This window comes from Brevibacillus sp. SYP-B805 (assembly GCF_011059135.1).
In the GTDB taxonomy this organism is placed as follows: domain Bacteria; phylum Bacillota; class Bacilli; order Brevibacillales; family Brevibacillaceae; genus Brevibacillus_F.
On the sequence record NZ_JAALGD010000020.1, the window covers coordinates 30,949 to 54,658 of the forward strand.

General features: G+C 57.5%; 21 protein-coding genes and 1 other annotated feature (1 of these 22 cut by a window edge). Of the genes, 12 read left to right on the forward strand and 9 right to left on the reverse strand.

From position 1 onward, the window contains the following. Positions 1–73, forward strand: a binding site (T-box leader) (it extends 137 nt beyond the left edge of the window). A gap of 92 nt (positions 74–165) precedes the next feature. Together tyrS and G3578_RS19160 are read left to right on the forward strand one after the other, a co-directional pair. Then, positions 166–1,437: a tyrosine--tRNA ligase gene (gene tyrS, locus G3578_RS19155; protein ID WP_165215038.1), complete on the forward strand. Its 1,272-nt coding sequence runs from the start codon at positions 166–168 to the stop codon at positions 1,435–1,437. Positions 1,438–1,463: 26 nt separating this feature from the next. Beyond that, positions 1,464–1,928, forward strand: a complete 465-nt coding sequence (locus tag G3578_RS19160) for a DinB family protein (protein WP_165215041.1) — start codon at positions 1,464–1,466, stop codon at positions 1,926–1,928. A 97-nt stretch (positions 1,929–2,025) separates the two neighbouring features. Here G3578_RS19160 and G3578_RS19165 read toward each other — a convergent pair whose 3' ends face one another. The 3 genes from G3578_RS19165 to G3578_RS19175 all read right to left on the reverse strand — a co-directional run bounded on the left by G3578_RS19165 (position 2,026) and on the right by G3578_RS19175 (position 5,825). After that, entirely contained in the window at positions 2,026–2,349 is a 324-nt protein-coding gene (locus G3578_RS19165) for a hypothetical protein (RefSeq protein ID WP_165215043.1), read from the reverse strand. A gap of 140 nt (positions 2,350–2,489) precedes the next feature. Next, a complete protein-coding gene (gene rpsD, locus G3578_RS19170; RefSeq protein WP_165215046.1) occupies positions 2,490–3,086 on the reverse strand; it encodes a 30S ribosomal protein S4 in 597 nt (198 codons plus the stop codon). A 477-nt stretch (positions 3,087–3,563) separates the two neighbouring features. After that, on the reverse strand, positions 3,564–5,825 hold the full coding sequence (locus tag G3578_RS19175) for an S-layer homology domain-containing protein (protein ID WP_165215048.1): 2,262 nt from the start codon (positions 5,823–5,825) through the stop codon (positions 3,564–3,566). A 193-nt stretch (positions 5,826–6,018) separates the two neighbouring features. Between G3578_RS19175 and G3578_RS19180 the strand changes: the two genes are divergently transcribed. From G3578_RS19180 to G3578_RS19210, 7 genes are all read left to right on the forward strand, one after another. Then, complete coding sequence (locus G3578_RS19180) at positions 6,019–6,606, forward strand: histidine phosphatase family protein (protein WP_165215051.1); 588 nt, start codon at positions 6,019–6,021, stop codon at positions 6,604–6,606. A gap of 33 nt (positions 6,607–6,639) precedes the next feature. After that, complete coding sequence (locus G3578_RS19185; protein WP_165215053.1) at positions 6,640–8,895, forward strand: diguanylate cyclase; 2,256 nt, start codon at positions 6,640–6,642, stop codon at positions 8,893–8,895. 146 nt (positions 8,896–9,041) lie between these two features. Continuing rightward, a complete protein-coding gene (locus G3578_RS19190) occupies positions 9,042–10,043 on the forward strand; it encodes an MBL fold metallo-hydrolase (protein ID WP_165215056.1) in 1,002 nt (333 codons plus the stop codon). Positions 10,044–10,112: 69 nt separating this feature from the next. Continuing rightward, positions 10,113–11,000 (forward strand): hypothetical protein, encoded by an 888-nt coding sequence (locus tag G3578_RS19195; protein ID WP_165215059.1) that lies wholly within the window; start codon positions 10,113–10,115, stop codon positions 10,998–11,000. 529 nt (positions 11,001–11,529) lie between these two features. Then, entirely contained in the window at positions 11,530–12,180 is a 651-nt protein-coding gene (gene refZ / locus G3578_RS19200; RefSeq protein ID WP_165215061.1) for a forespore capture DNA-binding protein RefZ, read from the forward strand. Between the two features lie 23 nt (positions 12,181–12,203). Then, on the forward strand, positions 12,204–14,609 hold the full coding sequence (locus G3578_RS19205; protein WP_165215064.1) for a septation ring formation regulator EzrA: 2,406 nt from the start codon (positions 12,204–12,206) through the stop codon (positions 14,607–14,609). Between the two features lie 6 nt (positions 14,610–14,615). Next, entirely contained in the window at positions 14,616–14,822 is a 207-nt protein-coding gene (locus tag G3578_RS19210) for a hypothetical protein (RefSeq protein ID WP_165215066.1), read from the forward strand. Between the two features lie 233 nt (positions 14,823–15,055). On the opposite strand, the gene G3578_RS19215 is transcribed toward G3578_RS19210, so the two are convergent. The 3 genes from G3578_RS19215 to G3578_RS19225 all read right to left on the reverse strand — a co-directional run bounded on the left by G3578_RS19215 (position 15,056) and on the right by G3578_RS19225 (position 18,354). Beyond that, a complete protein-coding gene (locus G3578_RS19215) occupies positions 15,056–16,348 on the reverse strand; it encodes a BaiN/RdsA family NAD(P)/FAD-dependent oxidoreductase (RefSeq protein WP_165215067.1) in 1,293 nt (430 codons plus the stop codon). Between the two features lie 78 nt (positions 16,349–16,426). Continuing rightward, the gene (menC, locus tag G3578_RS19220; protein ID WP_165215070.1) at positions 16,427–17,533 is read right to left on the reverse strand and encodes an o-succinylbenzoate synthase; all 1,107 of its coding nucleotides are present in this window, start codon (positions 17,531–17,533) and stop codon (positions 16,427–16,429) included. Beyond that, the gene (locus G3578_RS19225) at positions 17,530–18,354 is read right to left on the reverse strand and encodes a GNAT family N-acetyltransferase (RefSeq protein ID WP_165215072.1); all 825 of its coding nucleotides are present in this window, start codon (positions 18,352–18,354) and stop codon (positions 17,530–17,532) included. The genes menC and G3578_RS19225 overlap by 4 nt, the downstream gene beginning before the upstream one ends. A gap of 160 nt (positions 18,355–18,514) precedes the next feature. Between G3578_RS19225 and G3578_RS19230 the strand changes: the two genes are divergently transcribed. Together G3578_RS19230 and G3578_RS19235 are read left to right on the forward strand one after the other, a co-directional pair. Further along, entirely contained in the window at positions 18,515–19,591 is a 1,077-nt protein-coding gene (locus tag G3578_RS19230; protein ID WP_165215075.1) for a M42 family metallopeptidase, read from the forward strand. Between the two features lie 15 nt (positions 19,592–19,606). Beyond that, positions 19,607–20,119 (forward strand): hypothetical protein, encoded by a 513-nt coding sequence (locus tag G3578_RS19235; RefSeq protein WP_165215077.1) that lies wholly within the window; start codon positions 19,607–19,609, stop codon positions 20,117–20,119. A 59-nt stretch (positions 20,120–20,178) separates the two neighbouring features. Here G3578_RS19235 and G3578_RS19240 read toward each other — a convergent pair whose 3' ends face one another. The 3 genes from G3578_RS19240 to G3578_RS19250 form a co-directional block, all read right to left on the reverse strand. Further along, positions 20,179–21,570, reverse strand: a complete 1,392-nt coding sequence (locus G3578_RS19240; RefSeq protein WP_165215080.1) for an HD domain-containing phosphohydrolase — start codon at positions 21,568–21,570, stop codon at positions 20,179–20,181. 154 nt (positions 21,571–21,724) lie between these two features. Beyond that, complete coding sequence (locus tag G3578_RS19245) at positions 21,725–21,865, reverse strand: hypothetical protein (protein WP_165214956.1); 141 nt, start codon at positions 21,863–21,865, stop codon at positions 21,725–21,727. Then, a complete protein-coding gene (locus G3578_RS19250) occupies positions 21,862–23,115 on the reverse strand; it encodes an MFS transporter (protein WP_165215082.1) in 1,254 nt (417 codons plus the stop codon). Before G3578_RS19250 ends, G3578_RS19245 begins: the two co-directional genes overlap by 4 nt. A gap of 324 nt (positions 23,116–23,439) precedes the next feature. On the opposite strand from G3578_RS19250, the gene G3578_RS19260 reads away from it, so the two are divergent. Continuing rightward, positions 23,440–23,652 (forward strand): hypothetical protein, encoded by a 213-nt coding sequence (locus G3578_RS19260; RefSeq protein WP_165215085.1) that lies wholly within the window; start codon positions 23,440–23,442, stop codon positions 23,650–23,652. The last annotated feature ends 58 nt before the right edge of the window (positions 23,653–23,710 follow it).

Consider the following 23,710-nt stretch of genomic DNA (forward strand, 5'->3'; position numbering starts at 1 on the left):
TCCTGTCGAGCGGAAAAGGTGCAGCGCGCCTTTTCAACTAGGGTGGTACCGCGAGAGCAATCTCGTCCCTATAGGGGGCGGGATTTTTTATTTTCAAGAAAAGTGTGCCCCGTCCGACTTCCCGAAGGCTTTCGGCGGGCGGGAAAAAAGGAGTGGACAGCCAACATGGAACAAGAGATCAAGACCGAAACCTACAACCTGACGCCCGAGCAGCAGCAGGAGGTGGAGCGTCAGCTCGCCATTCTCAAAAGAGGGGTGGTGGAGATCATCCCGGAAGACGAACTGCGCCGCAAGCTGGAGCGGTTCGTGGCTACCGGAAGGCCGCTGAAGGTGAAGCTGGGCCTCGACCCGTCCGCCCCCGACATTCACGTCGGGCATACGGTCGTGCTCCAGAAGCTGCGCCAGTTCCAGGAGCTGGGGCATCATATCCAGCTGTTGATCGGCGACTTTACCGGCCGGATCGGCGACCCTACCGGAAAGTCGGAGACGCGCAAACAGCTGAGCGAAGAGCAGATCAAGGTAAACGCACAAAGCTATGTGGAGCAGTTCGGCAAGGTGCTGGACACGAGCAAGGTGGAGGTCGTGTTCAACTCGACGTGGCTTGCGCCGCTCACCTTTGCCGACGTGGTGCAGCTGGCCGCCAAGACGACGGTGGCCCGGATGCTGGAGCGCGACGACTTCGAGAAGCGCTACCAAAGCGAGCAGCCCATCTCGCTGCATGAATTCTTCTATCCGCTGATGCAGGGGTACGATTCCGTGGCGCTGGACTGCGACGTGGAGCTGGGCGGAACGGATCAGAAATTCAACCTGTTGATGGGCCGCCATCTGCAGAAGGAGTACGGGCAGGAACAGCAGGTGATCATTACGATGCCGCTGCTGGAGGGGCTTGACGGCGTACAGAAGATGTCGAAGAGCCTGGGGAACTACATCGGCGTCAACGAACCGCCGAATGAAATTTACGGCAAGGCGATGTCCGTGCCGGATGAGCTGATGCTGCGTTATTTTGAATTGGCTACCGACCTTTCCGCCGACGAGCTGGAGGCGTTGAAGAAGGGGCTTGCCGACGGGACGATTCATCCCCGCGACGCCAAAATGCGCCTGGCCAAAACGTTTGTGCGGATGTTTCATGGCAGCGAGCAGGCGGAAGAGGCGGAAGAATACTTCAAGACGGTCTTCCAACAGCGGGCCCTGCCGACCGATCTGCCGGAAGCAACGCTCGCTCTCTCCGCCTATGAGAATGGGGAAGCCAATATCGTCAACCTGCTGTTTGATCTGAAGCTGGCCGACTCCAAAGGGGAGGCCCGCCGCATGGTGCAGCAGGGGGCCGTGAAAGTAAACGAGGAAAAAATCACAGACATCCATGTTGCGGTGAAACTGGAAGAGGGCATGGTGGTCCAGGTAGGGAAGCGCAAGTTCGCAAAGGTGAAGTTGTCCTAAAGGGATTATGACCAGGAGGGGACAGGATGAAAGCGTTGATCGCCGAGTATGGAAGAGGATACGACTTGCTGCGGGAAGCAATCGACGGCTTGAGCGAGGAGGAGCTGCGCTTCAAGCCGGCACCGGACAAATGGAGCATTCACGAGATTCTTGTGCACGTGGCCGATGCGGAAGTGGTGGGGGTGCAGCGGATGAAAAAGGTATTGGCGGAAGAGAAGCCCCTCCTCACCTCCTTTGACCAGGACGCATGGGCCAACGGCTTAACCTACGAGCAGCTGGATCGCGAACAGTATCTGCAGCTCTTCAAATTGCTGCGGGAGAGCATGCAGCCCATCCTGGCCAGGCTGACGCCCGAACAGTGCGAACGGGTCGGCATTCACGACGAAGCGGGACCGCTCACTTTCCGCCAACTGCTGGAACGGTATGTCAACCACGTCCGCGATCATCTGGGACAGATCGAGCGGGTGAAGAGAGCCTGCCGGGAGAGATGATCCAGGTGATGGAGGGCGGAGAAGCGAAGAGGGGAGGAATCCGCAGAAAACGGACTCCTCCCCTCTTTTTGCGCTTAAGACGACGGAGTTATTTCCTTCACAACGATTGCAAGAATTGATGCAGCCGTTCCCTGGCCAATTTCCGGTCCCCCTGGATCTTAAACAGGATATCCAGGTGGCTTCGGTCCCCCAGTGCCAGCCGGGTGGAGTGATACAGCGTGGGTTTCTCCGCTTGCAGCGAGATCATGACTTCGGAAGTAGGAGGGATCACGACCCGCACGCGCAGAAGCCGGTGCAGATAAACCGCCAATTGCCGGATGGTGGGGAGATCGTCCGTGTCCGGCATATTCATGATGGACTCGATGAGCCGCTTTACTTCCTTCTTCTTTTCTTCCGTCAAGTCGGTGTAGGATTCTTTCATCGCCAATCGCCTCTACTCGAAGTCTTCTCTCTTCTCTCTTCTCTATTCGTTATACCATATTTTTCTCAATTTTTGGAACAGGGGAGCAAAAAAAGAAGCAGGGCCCATGGAGAACCCGGCTTCTTTTACGCTTCTGTCGATTAACGGCTGTAGAACTCGACGATCAGCTTTTCGTTGATTTCAGCAGGCATTTCTTCACGGTCAGGCAGACGGGTGAAGGTGCCTTCCATTTTGTTGTCATCGAAGCTGATGTAGTTCGGCAGGAAGGTGCGTGCTTCCAGGGATTCTTTCACGATCGCCAGGTTGCGGGATTTCTCGCGCAGGCTGATCACATCGCCCGGCTGCACACGATAGGAAGGAATGTTTACCTTCTTGCCGTTTACGAGGATATGCGCATGGCTTACCAGTTGGCGGGCTGCCGGACGGGTAGGTGCGAAGCCCATGCGATATACCACATTGTCCAGGCGGGATTCAAGCAGTTTCATGAAGTTTTCGCCATGTACGCCCGGCATTTTGGAAGCCTGCTCGAACGTGCGGCGGAATTGCTTCTCGCTAACGCCGAACATATGGCGCAGTTTTTGTTTCTCTTGCAGCTGGATCCCGTACTCGCTCAGCTTGCGGCGGTTGTGGCCATGCTGACCGGGGGGGAAGTTGCGTTTCAGATCTTTGCCTGTACCGTCGAGAGAGATGCCCAGACGGCGAGCCAGTTTGTGGCGAGGACCAGTGTAACGTGCCATGAATTCATTCTCCTTTAAAGTAAGATTCTCAGGTGTTTACTTCCGGAAGGCTAGTTCCATCTTTGCCTACACGAACTTCGGACGGTAGCGTTTCCGCATCGTGCTCCTCATGGGGATTCAGCCGCTGCCCATAAAGGGATGAAACTACGAGGGTCGACCTCCCGTTTTTACCTGCAATCATTGCTACCCTGTACACATACAGTCAATATTATAGCGCCGAAGGGAGCAAAGTCAAGAGAAAATCTTGGGTGAGCCCCCGCCCGCGTCGCGTTTCGGAGCGGAGACTGCCAACTTCTTTGCGGGTCGTCAAGAGAGCGAGCAGGAACCATCACCCATGATCGACGGATTTTGTCTGCACACTGGGGTTTTCTAAGTATATCGAAAGGTTTAAATCCTTTAAAGCAATAAAGCAAAGTAACTAAGGTTGGGGGCCCCCGCCGACACCAGCGTTAGCTTGAGTCGGCGGGGTTTCTCTTATTACTTCGCAAACGGTTGACGGTTATCCTGCAGTTCGCTCCGTTTTTCCAGGAAGCGGTAGAAGGCGAGTGCGGCATCTGCGCGCGAGACGGTGTCACCGGGGTGGAAACGGTTTCCGTCGGCAGGCATGATGCCGAGGGAGTTGACGATCGCGATCGCGCCTTTTACCTTGGAATTCTGGATGTCAGTCAGTTCAGAGCGGAACATGTCGTCATGCTGGGAAAGCTTCTTCAGTCCGAGCGCCCGCACGATCATGTCGGCCAGTTCTTCACGGGTGATGGCGTCATCCGGATGCAGCGTCTTCGAGGATTTGTCCAGGATGCCCTGATCGACGGCCGCTTCAACGGACGCGAAGTAGCGGGAGCCGCTGGCCACATCCTGATAGGAAGCTTTCCGCTGGGCATAGGCGCCCGAGAAAAAGCGGCCGCGGTTCATGGAAATCATCAGCATCTCGATCATCTCGCCGCGCGTAATGGCCCTGTCGGGAAGCACCTTGCCGTCGATCAGAGAGATGGCATCGTACTCGTACATCAGCATCAGCGCCTTCTCCGCCGGATGACCGGAGATATCGGCCGGCACGGGACGATGGATCATGGCCACATCGCCGTTCGCTTCGTTTCGCCATTCGCCGGTGACGGCATCAAGCACATACGGCTGCTCATACGGCGTGGTGCTGATCCGGTAGACCAGTTCCGCCTGGCGGACCGGTATCTCGACATTCCCTCTGCTCTTGGCCTCGCGCACCAGCTTCGGGTCAAGCGGCGGCACCAGATAGACCAGCTCGATCTCGGCTTCCTTCAGCCAGGCGGCCATTGCCTCCTCGGCCGACTTGTGGGCGGGAAGCGAGGGCGGGTAAGTCTCCCGGCCGATCTCCAGATTGTAATTCACCAGCTCTCCGGTAACGGTGTCGAACGAGACGCTGGCAGAGCCGGTGGCGGATGGAATGCCGTTTACGTAGCGTTTGAACGCAAAGGTGGCGCGCGTGTCATCGGCACTGTACGGCTCGGCATCCGCCTGTGTCGTCAGATAGAACTGCGGGGCCAGCGTAGGTGTCCAGCGGCGCAGGCTTTCGATCGCTTTTGCTTTCAGATCATCCGCTGTCCATTTCGGTTTGGCCGCTTGCGTGACGGGACGCTTCTCCCTGGAAAAACTGTAGACATCGCCTGTCTGGGCGTCGATGGAAAGAAAGAGGTAGCCGGGGGTGATGGCTTTATCCTTTGCTTCAAATTCCAGATTCCAGACAGGACGGTTGCCGCGGTAATCCTTCTCGTTGTAATTGGCCCCGCGCAGTTCATACAGGGACAGATCAAACAGCTTCTGGGCAAGGCGAACGGCCATCTCCTGGCTGAGAGGATTGCCCTGGTAAAGCGGGGCGAGCGGTTTGGTGCTGACGGGTATCGGGCCGCTCTCATTGCTGCGCGGCTTCAGGGAAAGAGTAAGCGGCTTGCCCGTTTTGGCGTCCAGGTAAAACGTGAACGGATTGCGATAGACAAGATAGAGTTCGTTCTGGCCGTTATCCGCTTTTTCCCATGGGATCATGTAGGACAGACCCGCCTGTGCCTGTGCCTGAAAGGCAGCCAGCGCCTTTTCCCTTGACAGGATCGAATCGGTCCGGGGGAGCGTGATCCGATCGTTCCATTCCATATGCATACCGGTAACTTTTCCTTCGCCGTTCACCACGATGTCGACATAATTGTCGGGGAAGAGAACGCCATCCACCAGCCGCACATAATGGAAGGTATAAAACGCATTGCTGTCCAGCGGGGGCTTCGCCTGCGGCAGATCGCGATCATACAGACGCATTTTCCCTACCTTGGCGGGCAGGACTTGCGCGAAAAAACGGTCTGCTACCTGTTGAGCCTCTTCGCGGGAGATCTGAGAAGCGAAGGCCGGCGCACTCTGCTTCTCTTCAAAATAATTGTAGTTGGTCAGCTCGCCGGTATCGGCATTGATGCTGACATTGATGTTTGTGGAGGTTTCGCCGTTCTCTTTGCCTTGTTTCCCCCAGGTAAACGACCACTCGGGAATCGGCCGCCACACATCAGCGCTGCGGAAGTACGCGTTTTCCAACTCCACATCGCTTGGCAGACTGATCAGGGAAGCGGCCCTTTGCAAAGCGGCTTCTCTGGAAAATTTGGCGTTGACGGCGGCTGCGGCTGCGTACTCGGGGGCAGGCTGTTTCCATGCGGCCGCAGCGGGAGTTACAGGGGCAAGCAAGCTGGCGGACAGAAGAATTAGCCATGATCGTTTGGCTGCAGTCATGTTCCGATCCCTCCATGATGGAATGTCTACTCAAAAGCTGTGACGAACAGGAAAAGAGCGGCGTTTCATCCGCTGCCGCAAAATATCTTTTACAGCTGGAAAAATGTACACTCTATTACGAAGATTATGGCATGATCGGTTGTGATCATTTATAATAGAATCGTATGAAAATGGCTTCGGGGGATTTTGCACAATGGCAACCCTACTCTACCTGATCCGCCATGGCGAGACCGAATGGAACAAGGCCAAACGCATTCAGGGACACAGCGATATTGCGCTGAATGCATCCGGCATCCTTCAGGCGGAGCGATTGGCTGAATGGTACAAAACGCACGCTTTTCATGCGATCTATGCCAGTGATCTCGAGCGGGCCCGACACACCGCTCTCCTATTGGCAGAAGCAATCGGCATATCCGTCCGCACACTGCCTTCCCTCCGCGAACGCTGTTACGGCGAATGGGAAGGTTTAACTTATGAGGAGATCCGTGAACGATTCCATGCCGTGGATCCGAATCAGTCGCTCTACGGCATCGAATCCTTTGCGGCCATGCAGCAGAGAGCCGCTGCATGCCTGACGCGGCTGGCGGCAGCGCACGCCAACGAAATGATTGCGGCGGTCAGCCACGGCGGATTCATCAATGCGTTTCTTCACCTTGTAACCGAAGGCAAACAGGGAACAGGCATATCCCGTATCGATAATACGGGCGTATGCGTGTTTCGTTATGCGGATGATCGCTGGGAAGTGCTGAAAGTGAATGACACCGCGCATTTGCAATTGTGAAAAGGAGAGGGAAATTCAAAAGTGGCGAGCAAAATGCTGGGTAAATTGGAAACTGTATTTTCATACATGGCCCACTTTTTTTTGCAGTCCTGGCCGGTGCATCGCCCGGGAATCCTTTTCCTGGCAGATCATGCAGGCCGTCTGCTGAAGATCATCCCTCTCCAGGACAGGCAAACGTGGTGTCCCTCCTGTTTTCCGTATCTGGAGGGAGATACCATCGCCGATGATTCCGCTGCTGTTCCGATGCGGGCATTGCGAACCGGTCAAATAACGACAGGGGAAGCGGACTGCCCGGATGGCACGGTTCGCTTGGGCGCATTCCCGGTAAAAGAGAATGACGGCACGGTGCGGGCGGTGATCGGGCTGATCTATCCCGCAGCCGATTCCGATCTGGATCTGCATTCCTATCTGCATGGACTGGAACCGTTGATCCTGATGGGATATGACGCGTATATCCAGCATGCGACAAGCGAAATCGTGATGAATGTAAACCGCTATGACCGCAGCGGAGCGCTGATCAAAAGCTTGATTAAGCAGATTGCCGCCATCATTGACAAGGGCTACTGCTCTGCGGTCAAGCTTTCGGACAATGGCACCCTGCTGCCGCAGGAACGGTTGACCACGGAGGGGCAGGAGAAGAACGCCACCCATCTGGCGCAAATCCTGCCGCGTTTTTTGGATAAGCCGATCAAGCCGATGGTGCTGGATGACGATCGGACCGTGATTTTCCCTGTGTATTGCGAAGGCAGGCCGCTGACCGCCCTTTTCCTTCACATTCCGCCGGAAGAAGCGGACTGCAGGTATGATGTGCGGGATGTCGCTTTTTTGCAGGAGGTGGGGGAGAAGGTCAGCTACTCGATCCTGCGTGCGGCGATTGCGGATGAACTGCGGCATGATGCCCGCAAGAAAGATCTGCTTTATCAATTGACGAAAAAGATTCAGGCTTCGATCGATGTCAACGATGTGCTGGAAGAAATCATGAACAGCATCCATCAGTTTTATCCCTATCTGGATGCCGAACTGTTCCTGACGGTGGAAACCAACACGACGCTGCCGGTCAAACCGCTCTCCTTTCAGTCGGGAGAATCTGATGTGAGCGTGCAGGCGTATCTGGAAGGACGGCTGGTTGTCTCCAAGAACGACGCGCAGGGCCGCCCGATGGTCGTGATTGCCGCCCCTCTTCTGGGGAAGCAGGGGATATACGGCGTGCTGCAGTTGACAGCCAACGAGCTGGTGAGCGTCAGCGACAATGAAACGGCCTATATCTCGATCCTGGCCGAAACAGCGGGGACGGCTTTTGAAAACGCGCAGCTCTACCAGCAATCGCGCAATCTGATCCGGGAGCTGCGCCTGATCAACCAAATGGCGCAGCAGTTGAACCGCAGCTTGAATCTGGACGAGATACTTCAGTTTGTGACCAAAACGCTGCTGGAAACCTTTGCGGCCGAATACTGTGCCATTTTGCGCCGAATGGACGACGATACGGACAAGCTGGTGGTCATCTCGTCATCAACACCGGAGCATGTGGGCAAAGTCGTCTCTTCCCAGGAGGGGCCCTTGGCGGACATGTTCTGCAGCAAGCAGGCGATGATCCTGGCTCAGCCGGAGATAACCCCGTTTTCGCTCGTGCCGTACACGTCGCTGATGGCGGTTCCGCTCCTGCGGGAAGCGGAAGTGACGGGAGTCCTGTTGGTAAGCGATTCGCGTCCGCATTATTTCAGCTTCGATGATTACAAGCTGCTGGAAATTTTCGGCCAGCATACGAGTTTGGCCATCACCAATGCGATGCTGCACAATGAAGTGGAGCGGATGGTCATCACCGACAACCTGACGGGCCTCTACTCCCGCCGCTATCTGAACGACCGGATGCGCCAGTCGCTGGAGCAGGATCCGTTCGGTTCGCTGATCCTCATCGACATCGATTTCTTCAAAAATGTGAACGACACCTACGGGCATCAGGTGGGAGATGAAGTGCTGGTGCAGGTGGCCAATGTGATCAAACACTGCATCCGGGAGACGGATATCGCCGCGCGCTGGGGCGGGGAAGAATTGGCTGTCTACCTGCCCCGCGTCGATATCCCCAGCGCCTTGATGATTGCGGAGCGCATCCGTTCCCATGTCGAGAAGGAAACCGTGCCGACGGTAACCATTTCCAGCGGACTTTCCAAATGGGACCGGCAATATAATCACAATATGAGCGTGGAGAACATTTTCCACCATGCCGACATCGCGCTGTATGAAGCGAAAAAAAGAGGCAGAAACCAGATCAGATTGGCATCGCACGGGTAAACGTCTTTGCAGGAGGGGCATCCGCCCCTTTTTCTGTTAGGTAATGCGTTTGGGGGGCAGAGGGTTTGCAGCCGGGAAAGGGGGCGGGACCCCGTCCTGCAGCGCTGGCGAGCGCCGGGCGCCTTTTCGAGAATGGAGGAGTGGACATGAATACAAGCGATCATCAACAAGCGGGCAGCGTTCAAGAAGCGGCACCGGGGGTGTATCTGATCGAGATTCCCACCCCGTTTGCCGTCGGACCGGTGAATGTTTATCTGATAGCGGGGGAAGCGTTGACCCTGGTCGATGCCGGCCCGCTGACACCGGAGGCCTGGGAGGCGCTGAAGCGGGGGATCGAGTGGACGGGACACCGGATGGAGGAGATTGAACAGGTGGTGCTGACCCACCATCACGTGGATCACTGCGGCTTGCTGGCCAAGGTGCGCGCCGTTTCCGGGGCGCAGGTTTATGCGCATCCGCTGGCGGTTCCTTACGTGGAGCAGGACGAGGCTTTCATGCAGTTTCACGACCGGTTTTTCTACGAACTGTACCGGGAGTGCGGCGTGCCGGAAGAGAAATTGATGATCATCCGGAAATATCATCAAAAAGTGCTTACCTTTGCCGAACCCTGCCGGATCGACGGGCACTTGAAACATGAGCAAACCGTTCCCCGCCTGTCGGATTGGCAGGTGCTGTATACGCCGGGCCATTCCCAAAGCCATCTCTCCCTGTATCGGGCCAAGGACAGGGTATTGATCGCGGGCGACCATATCATCAAGCGGATTTCCTCCAATGCCTTCATCGAACCGCCGCGTGACCAGTCGCACACCAGGCCGCTGACGCTGGTTCAGTACCGGACCGCTTTGGAGATGTGTGCCGCCAAGGAGATCGACCTGGTCCTGGCCGGCCACGGCGAACCGGTGACCAATCACCGGGAATTGATTACCCAGCGGCTCCAGCGCAACTGGGAGCGGACAAACACGCTGCGCAGCTTTCTCCGGGAAGGAGAGAAGACCGCTTACGAGCTGACCACCCTGCTCTTTCCGCAGATCTTTGAAAAGGAGCTGCCGCTGACGCTCTCCGAAACGCTGGGCCATATCGATCTCCTGATGATCCTGCATCAGCTGGAGACCAGAAGACGCGACGGGGCCATCTACTATTCCCTGTAAACCTTTGACGGAAATGGAATAAGCCCTCCCTTCCCCGGAAACCCTAACGGGGAAGAGGAGGGAATCGTGATGAAACGGATGTACAGCGCCCTGATCGGTTCATGTCTGGCGATCCTGTGTACGGCGGCAGTCGGCTGCACCCGGGGGCAGACGGCGCAAACGACGCAAACCGCGCAAACGGCTGCGGCCCAGTATGCCAAGGTGCGCGACAATTTTCTCGCCCAGCAGAGTTACGCTTTTTACGGTTCAACCAAACTGTTGGCCGGGGAAACGGCAAACGGCAATGTGGTCAGCTTCTCCGGCCAAAAAAACGGCAATGATACCTTTCTGAATGTGAAATTGTCGTTTCCCGACCAGAAACGGGTCGACTCCATGTCGCTGCTCTCGAAGAGCCGGCAGCTGTATGCCAGATTCGATGACAAGGAAGCCTGGCAGCCGGTAGACAAGCGGGATCGCGCGCTGGAGCAGGAATTGGCCAACTGGCATCCCGATATCAGCTTTCAGCAGATGGATGAAATGAAATCCCGTATCATTCCGCTGCAGGATACCAATCCGTCGGACAATCTGGAAGCGTTCCGGGTAACCCTGGATTCGAACAAACTGAAATCCTGGCTCGCCCGCCAAATGAAGTCCCAGGTGGGCGGCCAGGTCCAGTCGACGCATGCACCCAGGCTGAAGCTGGCGATGCAGCTCTCTGACGGAGAGTGGGCGGACATGGTAAGGGGAGCCCGCATCCAGGCGGCGCAAACCAGGAAGCAGATCGATGAGATCATCGACCATATGGAGGTTGATGCCGAGTATACGGTCTACTACGACCGGCACCGGATGCTGCCGACAAGCCTGGTGATGAACATCCGGTCGGAATACGATCTGGATGACCAACGGGTTCATGAATACTCCAGGGTGGAGACGTTCCTGCAGGATTACGGGAGGGAGAAACCGCTGCCGCATCCGTAAAAACACCCCGCCGACTTAGCTGTGCTTAACCTCAAACAGTGACGTTTGCTTTCGAAGCTTATGCCGAATCCTTTTCGGGGACCCCTCAACAAGCTGTGTCGACGGGGGCCCCGCCCCCCTTATACGCAGCGCAGCAGAACCACCCGGCACCAGCCATGGCTGCTGTCGGGGTGGTTGGGGGAGCGGTATCCGAAATACGACCGGCTCGTAAGCAGCAATCCCGTCAGCCCCCGCACATCATGCCGAAATAGTCGAACTGTTCCGGCCGTTTCGCATGCGGCAGCCCCTGGACGTTTTCTTCCCGCCTCCCGTTTTCATACTTTCATGATCGGTGGCTGCGGTTGGCAGGAAATCTGGAAAACATTGTCGAATTTACCGCAGAGAACGCTTTTTCTTGGCGGATGGTCTGTACTATAATTAGAAAATGCCAGCCGAAATTTGCCAGCCGGCATCGGCAAGGGATTCAAGAGAGCCTGGTGCGTCTGCTCTCCTTCCGCTTCACCTGGTGTAACGTGGGGAGTGAACATGAGTGGGAGAAAGAGATCGGGAACCGAACAACAAATCCTCGCATCCAACCAGGAAGCGTATCCTGGAAGCGGCGGCGAAGCTGTTCGACGCACAGGGCTACAACGGCACAACCGTCCGTCAGATTGCCGAGGAAGCCAAGGTGAATGTCGCGCTGATTTCCTATTATTTCCAGGGGAAACAGGGAGTTCTGGAGGTTTTGATCTCCCATTACTTTGAAACGTTCTTTCGCCTGCTGGCCGACGACGCGCTGAAGGAGCGGCAGCTGTGCGCATTCGACAAGCTGCTTGCGGTGGTTCGGCTTTATGTTTTTTTCCAGCGGGATCACGCGGCGATCTCCCGGTTGATCCAACGGGAGCTGAGCGTGGAATCCATGCTCGCCCGTGAAGTGATGACGCTGTATATTAATCGGTGGAAACATGAATTCGCCATCATTCTGGAAGAGGGAATGAATGCGGGAGAATTTGCAAAAATTCCTGTGGAACATGTGCTGCTGGCCATGTCCAGCATGCTGATATACCCCTACCTCAACCCGCAGTTCGTCCGTGAAGTGTTTTACCTCGAACCGGCTTCGGACGAATTCTGCGAATGGTTGGTGGCATCCGTATCGGAATTGCTCCGGTCCCTGCTGTTGTCCTCCCATACCCGAAAGTAAGAATCCAAAGGGGTTGTCCAATCGTGAAGAAGAAATTCATGCTTCTCTGCATGGCAAGCCTGCTCTGCTTCAGCACGCCGGCAGGGGCTGTCCCGTTCCCGGAGAAAACAGACGAGGTTGTCCAGGACAAGGACGGATATCTGCCTGCTGATGACCACGAACATTTCGCCCAGTTTGTGAAGGAATTTCCCAATGCGTACAAACTGGTGGTGGTGGAGAGCACCCAGCCCGAAGCGCAGACAGCGGACGAATACGCGCAGAAGCTGTATGACAATTACAATTTGAGCGACGATACCCTGATGATCGTCCTGGACATCGATACGCAGCAATTGGGGGTTTACCCGGGCCCGGCGCTGCAGCAGAAAGGCGCCAACCTGGAGATGCTCCATGAAAAAATCACCTCCTATTACGAACCGTTTCGCAATCAAAAGGAATACATAAAAGGGATCGAACTGTTCATCTCGGAAGTAAACGCCGAGCTTTCCCGGATGGGCAAAAAGAACGGCCCCGCCGGCAGCACGGCGGCAGCTGACCCGGCCAAAGCGCCGCAGCCGGCAGAAACCGCGGAGAAATCGCTCTGGCTCTCCCTGCCGTGGTGGCTGTATCTGATGGGCCTCCTGTTCGCTGCCCTGCTTGCGGCGCTCCTCTATTCCTATTTCCGCCGGCGCCACGTGTTCGCGCAGGTGGATGACGTGGAGGACTGGAAAGACGAGCTGGTCGAAAAACTGCAGATGATTGAAGTGGACAAATCGCTGCGCCGCTCGTCCGGCACGACGGAAGAACGGTACGTCGAACTGGCCAACCGCAAGGAAAACATCATGCGCATGCGCGTGCCGGATGTGGAGATGATCATTCTGGAAGCAGAGGAAGCATGCGACCGGTTCCGTTTCCAGATGGCGCTGGGGCTGCTTGACGAAGCCCGCGAGCTGCTGACCGAGATCGAGCAGGAGATGGCCGAACTGAAGGCCGATGTGGCCAAAGTGGTGCAGACCAAGAAGGAGAACAAGGCGGTGCTGCCGGAGATCGGCAAACTGGTGGAGACCGCGGAACGGAAGCTCAGCCACGCCCGGCTGGAATACGGGCTGCCCTTTCATGAGCTGAAGGTGAAGCTGGATGACGTAGAGGCCATGCGCGGGACCGTCAAAGAGGCGCTGGCGATGGGCGACGATGTGAAGGCGCACGAGACCACGCTGAAGGCCCAAGCAATTCTGAACGGGATGCTCAGTGATCTGGAACAAATCCCCGGTTTGGTCAAAACGGTGCAAATGGAGCTGCCGGAAGAGCTGAAAGAGATGGAAGAGGGCATCGCAGCGGTGATTGACGGCGGCTACGAGTTGAGCCAGGACCAGCTCGACACCGCCATGCTGCAGGCCAAACAGCTGCTGACCGCCGCCCGCAACGCGCTGGAGGAAGGCAGCCTGGAGCTGGTGAGAACCCATGTGAAAGCATTCCGGGTTCAGATGGATGCCATGTTCCAGAGCATCGAGCAATCCGTCATGCAGCAGCGGGAATTGGCGGCGCAGGCGAAGCAGCCGGTTCAGGAGAAGGAGGGTCTTCCGATGCAGCCGGTGCAGGCGGCGATGGCTGACGAGGAAGGCGAGCCGGACGAGCTGCCGGAGCATCCGTACGAACCGGAACCGGCGGAGGAACCGGAGCAGGAGCAGAGGGTGGAACCGTTCGACGTGCAGGAGGAATCGCGGCTGGCTATGGCGGAGGCCGCTATTGCGGGAGAAGCGGCAGCGGCCATGGATGCGCCGGGGAAGCCCAAGGAGGGGGCGGATCGGTCGGCGCTTTCCGTGGAGGAACGGGAGGAGCTGGGGATCACGGCGAAGGCGGCTCACCCCGAAGACGCGGAGCCTCGCGAGGAAGAGGAAGTCGAGTACGAATTGGTGATTCCCAAGCAGCCGGCCGCCGCGGTGGAACACGAGCAGCCCCCCCGCCAGCTGGTGGTGGAGACGGAAGACGACGTGCTGAATGAGCTGGAGCGTATCTCCGGCATTCTCATGCGAGTCCGGCAGCAAATCAAAAGAAGCTACCTGCCCGGCATCCCCGATCAATTGAAATATCTGTTCGATCGTTCCGTGCAGCTGTTGGGCCAGATCAAAGCGGCCCTGGAACAATATCGGTATGAAATGGATGAGGTGGCCGCCCTGCTGCAGGAAGCCCATGAATTTGTCCATGAAACGGAAAAAATGGCCGAGAAAGTGATTGAAAGCTGCCAGAAGGCCGAGGGCGCGATCCAATACACCAATCGCTACCGCCGGCAAAACCGGCAGGTGAATGAACTGCTGCAAAAGGCGGAGCAGGCGTTTCGGCAGCTTGCCTTCCAGGAGGCGTACCAGATGGCGGAGGAAGCCCGTCTCCTCGTGGAGGGGGAGCGGGAGGAACCGGATGGCCGTTGGATGCTGCGCCGCAAGAAGAAGGGGTAGATTGCGATGAAACTGGGGCTTCCGCTTTTTCTGCTGGCGGTCGGATTGATCGTGATGTGGCAGCCGCGTACACGCCGCTGGCAAAGCCGCCTGCGCGCACACCTGAAGGGGGACGAGCGGCGGATCAGGCAGCGGGCCAACACGTTTTTTCTGCTTGGCTTCGCCTTTGTTATGGCCGCGCTGGCGCTTCTCTATCGGATCGGCACCACATAAGGGAAAAAATGCACCCGGCGAGCGCACTCCTTCGCCGGGTGTTGTCATAGAAAAAAGGGAGCGCCGCCAGCACAGCGCTCCAAGGGATAAAGGTGATAAAGGGAGTAGAGGTGTGAGAATCAGCAACCTACTATATGGGGGAGTAGGGTCCTGATACACTCTTTGAAAAAAGAGCACCTACCTAAATGCTACCCGTTTCCGAAAAGATCAAACCTCTTTTTCGAAAAAAATGTTCAGCTGTCCGCTGCCGACCGGGACAACGCCGCCTGCGCGCCGTGAAGCCCGGCGACATGACCGGTGGAGAAGGCGATGGTGATGTTGTACCCGCCCGTGTGCGCATGCACGTCCATCACTTCACCGGCAAAAAAGAGGCCGGGCATCCGTTTGGACTGCATGGTGCGGGGATCGATCTCTTTGACATGTACCCCGCCCCCTGTGATGAACGCTTCCTCCAGCGAGAGCGTGCCGGTAATGGTGAGGGGGAATGCCTTGGAGAAGGCAGCAAGCGACTGCCATTTCTGTTTGGGGACGTGGCTCGCCGTTGTCTCCTCGGCTATTCCGGCCATGGTCAGCAGCAGCGGGATCAGCCGTTCCGGAAAGAAGCCCTTCAGCACGTTTTTCACCGTCTTCTTCGGTTGGGACGCCAACAGGTCCCAGCTCTCCCGGAAAATCTCGTCCACCGGCCGCAGCGGCATGAGGTCAATCGTCAGGCGCAGCGGCTGTTTGCCGTATTTGCGCTGCGCCACCGAGACATAATGTCCCATGCGCAGGGCGGCCGGACCGGAAATGCCGAAATGGGTAAAAATCATGTCGCCTTCCTGCGTGCTGATTTTTTTGCCGTCGGGAGCGTGGAGCGTCAGCGCAACCTCGCGCAGGGAGAGGCCCATGAGGGATTTGTCGCGGATGAAGGGGTCGCTTGCGGTAAGCGGCACCTCCGTCGGGTAGAGATCGGTGATCGTGTGGCCGGCCTCTCTGGCCCATTGATAGCCGTCGCCGGTGGAGCCCGTCTGCGGGACGGAACAGCCGCCGACCGCGATCACCACACAGGGGGCCGACAGCTCTTCGCCGCTCTTCAACCGGACGCCCCGGCAGCCGCCTTCCCCGTACAGCACGCGCTCCACCGGACTGTTCAGCCGTATCTCGACTCCCTGCTCCTTCAACCTGCCAATCAGGGCGTTGGCGACGGTGATCGCCTTATCCGTGACGGGAAACATCCGTCCGCGATCCTCTTCCTTCAGGGCGACGCCGAGGCCGGTAAAAAAGTCGATGATATCCCGGTTGCTGAACTGCGTCAAGGCGCTGTACAGGAAGCGGCCGTTGCCGGGCATCTCCTTGATCAGCTCGTTCAGCTCCTTGGCATTGGTCACATTGCAGCGGCCGCCGCCCGAGATGATCAGCTTGCGCCCCAATTTTCCTCCTTTTTCCACCAGGCAGACGCGGGCCCCCTGGGCGGATGCGGCGATGGCGGCCATCAAGCCGGCCGGGCCGCCGCCGATGACGATGACATCAAACTGTCTCTGTTCCATCTGAGTTCCGTCCTTTGCCAGTAAGATCATCCCATCTATCATAGCGGAAAATGGAGCGCGATGCCATGCAGCGAACGCTCACCGATACGTCTCGCTTGCCAGCGTACACGCATCGAGCCGCCGCCGGTCGACGCGATACCCGATGCCGGGGGACTCCGGTACTTGAATGAACCCGTTTTCCACCGTTACTTCCGGTTCGATGATGTCGGCGTGCCAGTACCGGTTGGAACCGGATGTATCGCCGGGCAGCACAAAGCCGGGCAGGGTGGTGATCGCGATATTGTGGGCGCGGCCGATGCCCGATTCCAGCATGCCGCCGCACCAGACCGGCACATTCCGGGAGGCGCACAGCTCCTGGATTTGCTTGGACAGGCTCAGGCCGCCCACGCGTCCCACCTTGATGTTGATGATCCGGCAGCTTCCCAGATCGAGGGCCTTGCGGGCATCTTCCACCGTATGGATGCTCTCGTCCAGGCAGAGCGGGGTTTCCAGCTGGCGCTGCAGCGTTGCATGATCCACGATATCGTCGTGGGCAAGCGGCTGCTCGATCATCATCAGGTGAAACGCATCCAGCTTCTTCAGGTGCTCCGCATCCTTCAGGGTATAGGCCGAATTGGCGTCCGCCATCAGCGGAATGTCGCCAAACTCCCGGCGGATCGCAGCGATCACGTCAACATCGAAGCCGGGCATGATCTTCACTTTTATCCGCTGGTACCCTTCGGCGAGGAAGCGCTCCACCTGCTGCAGCATGCCGGTGATATCCGGCTGGATGCCGATGCTGACCCCCACCGGGATCCGTTCCTTGACGCCGCCCAGCGCCCGGGCAAGGGAGAGACCCTCCCGTTTGGCGTACAGGTCCCAGATGGCCCCCTCCATCGCCGCCTTGGCCATCATGTTGCGCCGAATGGGGGCAAACAGCTCCACGCACTCGTCCGGATGCGCGAACGTATTGTTCAGCACCAGCGGTATCAGGTAATCGCGCAGCAGATGGTGGTTGCTTTTCAAGGTTTCTTCGTTGTAGTAAGGGTCGGTCATCGCCGTGGACTCGCCGTAGCCGACGACCCCGTCCTCGTCGTATGCTTCCACCAGCAGGAATTCCTTCTCGGTCGTCGTGCCAAAGCTTGTCTTGAACGGCGCCTTCAGCTTCATGCCGACATGGCGCAGGACAACGCGTGCGATCTTCATGACAGGTCAGCTCCTTTTTGCAAGAGGTAGCATACAAGCGGTTCCGCATCGCTTCGCATCACGTCCACCACCGCATAGCCGCAGGCAAAATAATGGAGGAAAAGCTCGCGGGTGACGGTGCGCCATGCGGCAGCGGCCCCCATGTCGGCCTTTTTCAAATGCTGGAAGTGGGCGGGGACGGGAAGCAGCAGCATCTCTTCCCCGGCATTCAGGCGATGGGCAGCCGGTCGCGGATGGCCGTCAGGGCCGATCTTGCAGGTGAGTACCCGGGGAATGCCGTCCGTGGGGATTTGGCGCCGCTGTTGATTTGCGTGCCGCTCCGCCACCCGCCGGCTGGTCAGCAGCCATTCCACCAGGAAGCGGTCGGTCGGCAGCCCTTTGTTCATGTCATCGTTCAATTCCCCGTAGCAGTTGGGCAGATACTGCCTGACAATTCCCCCCAGCTTGGCGATATTGAGCGTCGCATTAACCGTTTCCAACGGATCGTAGGTCCAGGTGATGCGGGTATGCCCCATGCGCAGGGCCTCTTCCCGCTGCAGCCATTTCATCTGCACACCCAACCCGCGTTTGCGGTAAGCCGGCAGGAATCCGAGCATATGGGAGCAGAGATGGGGCTTTCCGTCGGTAAAGCCGGGAAAGCTGTAGAGAAAGCCGATCATCTCGTCGCCGTCAAACGCGCCGAGAAACAGTCCCCCGAATTTGCTCACCGTCAGCGTCATGTGCAGGGGGATCACCGAATCTTTGCTCCATACCGCCGCTTCGAGGCGTTCCAGGTCGTGCAGTTCATGTTTCTCCGTCAATTTGCGAAAAGTGATGCTCATGCGGGCGGGTCACCTCACCGGAAAAGGTACGAATATAGCTACTATTCTGTGGATTGCGCCGCCGTCTGTCAAGGGAAACGGTTGCAAACGGCCTGCGCCCTGAACGATAATAGAAAAGAATTTGTGGCAGCGTGAAGCGTACATCCAAGGAGGAAGCAGCATGTCCGATACCTTTCAACTGGAGCTGTGGAAAAAGCTGACGGAAGCGCCCGGAGCGCCCGGCTTTGAAGGGCCGGTGCGGCAGATCATGCGGGAGTATATCACCCGGTATACCGATGAGATCGTGCATGACCGGCTGGGCAGCATTTTTGGCGTGAAGCGGGGGAACGAGCAGGGGCCCCGGATCATGGTGGCAGGCCATATGGACGAAGTCGGCTTCATGGTGACCCGCATCTCCGACAAAGGCTTCCTCTCCTTCCAGACCCTCGGCGGCTGGTGGGGGCAGGTGCTGCTGGCCCAGCGCGTTCAGGTGATGACCGACGCAGGGCCGATCGAGGGCGTGATCGGCTCCATTCCGCCCCACTCCCTCAGCGAGGAACAGCGGAACAAGCCGATGGACATCAAGAACATGTATATCGACATCGGCGCCGATTCCAGGGAGGAGGCGGAAAAGCTGGGCGTTCGCCCCGGCCAGCCGATCGTGCCCGTCTCTCCGTTTACGGTGATGGCCAATGGGAAAAAGCTGATGGCCAAAGCGTGGGACAATCGCTACGGCTGCGCGCTGGCGGTCGAATTGCTGAAAGAGCTGAACGAGCATCCCGACCATCCCAATGTGGTATACGCCGGCGCCACCGTGCTGGAAGAGGTGGGAGCGCGGGGGGCCAAAACGTCCGCCCATCTGATCGATCCCGATCTGTTCTTCGCGCTGGATACCAGTCCGGCGGGCGATGTGCCGGGGTCCAAAGAGACGTTTGGACGCTTGGGAGGCGGCCTGCTGATGCGCATTTTCGACCCCACGCTGATCATGATGCCGGGGCTGCGCGATTTTCTGATCGATCTGTGCGAGAAGGAGAACATTCCCTACCAGTTTTTTGTAGCCAGAGGAGGAACGGATGCGGGGCAGGCGCATTTGCACGGCAAAGGGGTTCCGGCGGCGGTTATCGGCATCCCCGCCCGGTATATCCACAGCCATGCGGCCATCATTCATCGCGATGACTATGAAGCGGCCAAACGCCTGCTGATTGCGGCCGTCAAGCGGTTGGACCGCTCCGCCCTGGCAGCCATCATGGCGCGATGAAAGGAGGGGGACCGGATGCAGCGCATCGTCTTTTACCGGCATGAGAAGGACGGGGAGGCTTTCTACGAATACAACTTCTATGATCATCAGTTTGCCCCGACCAATCTGGTGGTGCGGAAAATCCTGATGGCGATGCTGGAGTCCGTGAGGGAGCAGCTCACCCATCTGGAAGTGGAATACAACGACAAGATGCTGGCAGACAAACTGGGGAAACGCGCCGGCGAGCTGCTGCGCTTCCTCGGAGCTGCAAGGGAGAATCTGCAGGAAAACAGGAGCGGCGATGTGGTCGTCAGCCGGCAGTTTCGCGCGGAGCTGACCCCGGAGCGCTACGATTACTTCTATCAGATGAAAGACGTCTCCGAGCTCTCCCATTATCGGCTGCTGGCCGGGGAGCGGGAGCGAATCGTGTTTTACTTTAACCGCTATCTGCTGCTGCAGCTTCCCATCGGGGACGAAGAACGCTTTTATGCGGCGCTGACGGAACGGCAGGTGCCCTACAAGATCGAGGCCGTCAGCCCCCCGATATAAGAATCAATGCCCCTCAACCAGACAGCAAGGCTGCCGGGTGAGGGGCGGTTTTCTTACGCTTAGACGCGGTGGGTGGCCGCCTGCTGGAGCGGCTCCACCGACCTTTCGTCGATCCGCTCCAGCAGCAGGTCATCCACACGGGTGATTTGATGGGCATGGAAAAAGGTTTCTTCCGTCACGCTCTGCATGAAGGCTTCCACCACCTGCGGGCAGAACTGGGTCCCGGCATGGGTCTGAATCTCCAGGCAGGCTTTGGAAAAGGAGAGTCCCCGCCGGTAGGCCCGATTGGACGTCATGGCGTCAAAGGAGTCGGCTACAGCCGCGATGCGGGCGATGAGCGGAATCTCTTCCCCAGCCAGCCGGTCCGGGTAACCGCGGCCATCGAAGCGCTCATGGTGGGAGCGCGTGATGGTCAGGATGGCGTTCACCTTGTCGCGGTCATGTCGGTCGGTCTGGGCGTACAGCTTCTTCAGCAGCGCTTCGCCGCGCACCGGATGGCTCTTGATGCCTTCGTATTCGTCCGGCGTCAGCTTGCCGGGTTTCATCAGGATGCTGTCACCGATCCCGATTTTGCCGATGTCGTGGAGGAGTCCGCCTGTATAGATGGTATCCAGCATCTCCTCGGAGAAGCCCATCTTTTGGGCGATGACGCGCATATAGTAGGCGACCCGCTGGGAATGGCCCGATGTGTAGGCATCGCGTTCTTCCAGCGCCACGGCAAGCGTTTTCAAGATACTCTGGTTGGTTTGCGCCAGCTGTTGGCTGACATGCTCCTTGTAGCGGAGGTCCCGTTCTTTCCGGAGCGCTACCCAGTAGAGAATGCCGGTGATGATATAGCTGCCCAGGACGAGCAGGATCAGCAGATACTTGATTTTGCTGAAAGGACGGTAAAAATTCTCTTCATAGGTGGAAATGCCTACATACCAGTCCCAGGCGGGGAAATAACGGATGATCGACAGTTTCGGACGCGGTTGAGCGTCCGTCGGATTTTGCCATTCATAAAAAAGCGTTTGATTCGGCTGGCTGATCATCTCCTGGACGATATACCGGCCTTCTGCGTTTTGGTAGTGGTATAGATTTTTCCCTTCCAGCTCCGGATGCATCACCAGATTCCCTTTGGAATCGAGAATGAATAGATAATCGCCGGGGCCGAGCGTCAGGTCAACCGCCGAGAGATCCCTGGTGCCGTTGCTCTTCATCGGTCCGGAAAGAAGCTCCTTGATCCGGTTCATCGCCTCTTCCGCGTTGAGGTGTCCGGCTTTTACCGCATGATGATAGATCGAGATCAGATGGAACACCGCGTTCATCTGCCGGTCCAGGTCGCGGATGCCTGCTTCCCGGTACTGCTGCTTTGCTTGGGAATAGCCGATATAGATAATCCCTGTGAAGAGGATGGGTAGCAGAATCAGAAACAGCGTATAGGTGAAGGATTTTGTCGTTTTTTGTGGCAAGGCGCGACGTCCTTTCAGCTATTGATGAATGCTTGTTTTCATAATAGGCGAAATTTCCTGATCGTTCAACTCCTCTCCCCTTTATTCCCATAACTTTTTCGCAATAGGAAATATTTCGACATAATATGGCGGAGGAAGGGAGCCTTCCGTCCGATCAGGTGGAAGGCCGATTGGGACCTTCCAGCTTTTTATCGCCGTATCCCGGCCGGTCATCCTGCGCGGCGGCCGGCTGCCTGTTTTTCCCGGGATGGGGATGCCGTATGCGCGGATTCATGGTTGTACGCTGATCACTCATTTGCTTTTCTCCTTTCGTGCCAGTATCAAAGGGGATGGTGACGCGGGGTTGCCGCGCCGATGACGGGCCATCGCGTAGATGGCAAACAGGCCGAGCATGGACGCAAACAGGATGGTGACGAACCCATAGACGAACCAGGGGGCGGGACTCGCCACTCCCCCCAACCGCTCCACCATGCTGCCGCCGATGCTGGTGCCGACGGCCGCACCGATGCCGGAAACGAAGTTGGAGATGCCGAAATAGATGCCGAGCAGCTCTTCGCGGGCGAAATACCCTACCAAACTGTCCAGCACAGGCATGAACAGCATCTCGCCGACAATAAACAGGATGGAGGAGGCGCACAAGGTGAGGAAGCGGTCGGCCCAGCCGAGACAGAAAAGTCCCAGGCCCAGCAGGAAGGTCCCCGCCACCAGCGACAAATACGGATTGATCCGCTCGAGGACGAAACGGGAGATGGGTCCCTGCAGCAGCACGACGCTGACCGAGTTGAAGGTCCAGATCAGGCCGACGAGCTTGTCCGTCTCCAGAACATGGCCCGCCCGCAGCGGCATGACCAGCCCGAACTGGGCATACAGGGCCCAGATGAGCATGGTGATGGCCGAGAAGAGGAGAAAGCTCCTGTGGGACAACAGCTGCTTGTATTCCACAAGCGATACCGATTGGCACTCGCTTCCCCGGCAGCGGTCGTTCGGCAGGCCGAACAGGGCGACGGTTGCAAGCAGGAGAAAAAAGGCGGCGGCGATAGTAAAGAGCCGCTGGCGGGCGATGGCGAGCCAGGAGACGAGAAGCCCCGCGATAATGATGCCGCTGTGGGCGATGATGCCCCGCCAGGAGAATGCCTTGGTCCGGACATCCGCGTCCACGGCATCCGCGATCATCGCTTTGAGGGTCGGCGCCAGCAGCCCGATCCCCAGCCCGTTGACGGCAGCAAAGACCAGATAGAGGCCGTATGTGGAACTGGTGGCATATCCGACCATCCCCACGCCCTGGGTCAAGGCTCCCGCGATCAGCACGTTTCGTTTCCCCAACCGGTCGGCCAGCACGCCGCCAAGGAGGCTTCCGCCCTGATACGCGATGCTGCTCATCCCGAGGATGATGCCCACCTGACCGATGGAGAACAGCCGGGTATTCTGCAGGAAAATGGGAAAGATCGGAATCACCAGATAGGAAGCGAGGTGCATGAGAAAAACGACGGCAAGCAGATACAGGTAGATCCGGTTCTTGAACAGGGCCGAGGCCGCTTCACGCATGGATTCCCCTCCTCTGCAGTGGTGATGTTTCGGGCTGTAGCCGGGTCATCTTATTTTGGGGGAAAAGGGGCAAGGTTATGCGCCTGCCTGGGCGAACGCGGATTTTGCTTCAGCCTACGGGCATCTGTCCAAACACAACAACTGCCCTCGACATATACCTATAACTGTAATCGCATGTAGGCGAATGGCGGTTCCAACATCCAGAGAACAGGAGGGTCAGACGATGGGGAGATTCATAGACAATGACGGATTTGAGCTTGTCATCTGGATTCTGCTGATTATCTTTCTCATCTCCATTTTCTTTGACGAAGGGATCGATTAACGATGAAGCCAATACGGCAGTTGAACCGTTATTATAAAGAGAATCCCGGTTTTCAGCAGTGGATTCAGGCCAACGAGCGATGGCTGCGGGAAAATCCGCGGGTGTTCCGTCAGCTGCTGCGGAACCCCAACATGCTGAACCTGTTTATGGACCTGATGGTGCTGAACTCATCCAAGATCGAACGCAAATTGAAGCGGTGGGAAAGGAAGAAATGAGAGAGCGGCATGCGGCGTCGGGCATGCCGCTTTTTCTGCGGCCTTTCCCCTTTGGTTG

Bases quoted from the DNA above. Each gene is read 5' to 3' on its own strand.
- G3578_RS19225 (WP_165215072.1), bottom strand. From the start codon at position 18,354: ATGAGCATCACTTTTCGCAAATTGACGGAGAAACATGAACTGCACGAC.
- G3578_RS19195 (WP_165215059.1), top strand. From the start codon at position 10,113: ATGAAACGGATGTACAGCGCCCTGATCGGTTCATGTCTGGCGATCCTG.
- G3578_RS19165 (WP_165215043.1), bottom strand. From the start codon at position 2,349: ATGAAAGAATCCTACACCGACTTGACGGAAGAAAAGAAGAAGGAAGTA.
- G3578_RS19190 (WP_165215056.1), top strand. From the start codon at position 9,042: ATGAATACAAGCGATCATCAACAAGCGGGCAGCGTTCAAGAAGCGGCA.
- G3578_RS19235 (WP_165215077.1), top strand. From the start codon at position 19,607: ATGCAGCGCATCGTCTTTTACCGGCATGAGAAGGACGGGGAGGCTTTC.
- G3578_RS19260 (WP_165215085.1), top strand. From the start codon at position 23,440: ATGAAGCCAATACGGCAGTTGAACCGTTATTATAAAGAGAATCCCGGT.
- rpsD (WP_165215046.1), bottom strand. From the start codon at position 3,086: ATGGCACGTTACACTGGTCCTCGCCACAAACTGGCTCGCCGTCTGGGC.
- G3578_RS19215 (WP_165215067.1), bottom strand. From the start codon at position 16,348: ATGGAACAGAGACAGTTTGATGTCATCGTCATCGGCGGCGGCCCGGCC.
- G3578_RS19250 (WP_165215082.1), bottom strand. From the start codon at position 23,115: ATGCGTGAAGCGGCCTCGGCCCTGTTCAAGAACCGGATCTACCTGTAT.
- menC (WP_165215070.1), bottom strand. From the start codon at position 17,533: ATGAAGATCGCACGCGTTGTCCTGCGCCATGTCGGCATGAAGCTGAAG.
- G3578_RS19160 (WP_165215041.1), top strand. From the start codon at position 1,464: ATGAAAGCGTTGATCGCCGAGTATGGAAGAGGATACGACTTGCTGCGG.
- G3578_RS19230 (WP_165215075.1), top strand. From the start codon at position 18,515: ATGTCCGATACCTTTCAACTGGAGCTGTGGAAAAAGCTGACGGAAGCG.
- G3578_RS19175 (WP_165215048.1), bottom strand. From the start codon at position 5,825: ATGACTGCAGCCAAACGATCATGGCTAATTCTTCTGTCCGCCAGCTTG.
- G3578_RS19245 (WP_165214956.1), bottom strand. From the start codon at position 21,865: ATGAGTGATCAGCGTACAACCATGAATCCGCGCATACGGCATCCCCAT.
- G3578_RS19210 (WP_165215066.1), top strand. From the start codon at position 14,616: ATGAAACTGGGGCTTCCGCTTTTTCTGCTGGCGGTCGGATTGATCGTG.
- tyrS (WP_165215038.1), top strand. From the start codon at position 166: ATGGAACAAGAGATCAAGACCGAAACCTACAACCTGACGCCCGAGCAG.
- G3578_RS19180 (WP_165215051.1), top strand. From the start codon at position 6,019: ATGGCAACCCTACTCTACCTGATCCGCCATGGCGAGACCGAATGGAAC.
- G3578_RS19185 (WP_165215053.1), top strand. From the start codon at position 6,640: ATGCTGGGTAAATTGGAAACTGTATTTTCATACATGGCCCACTTTTTT.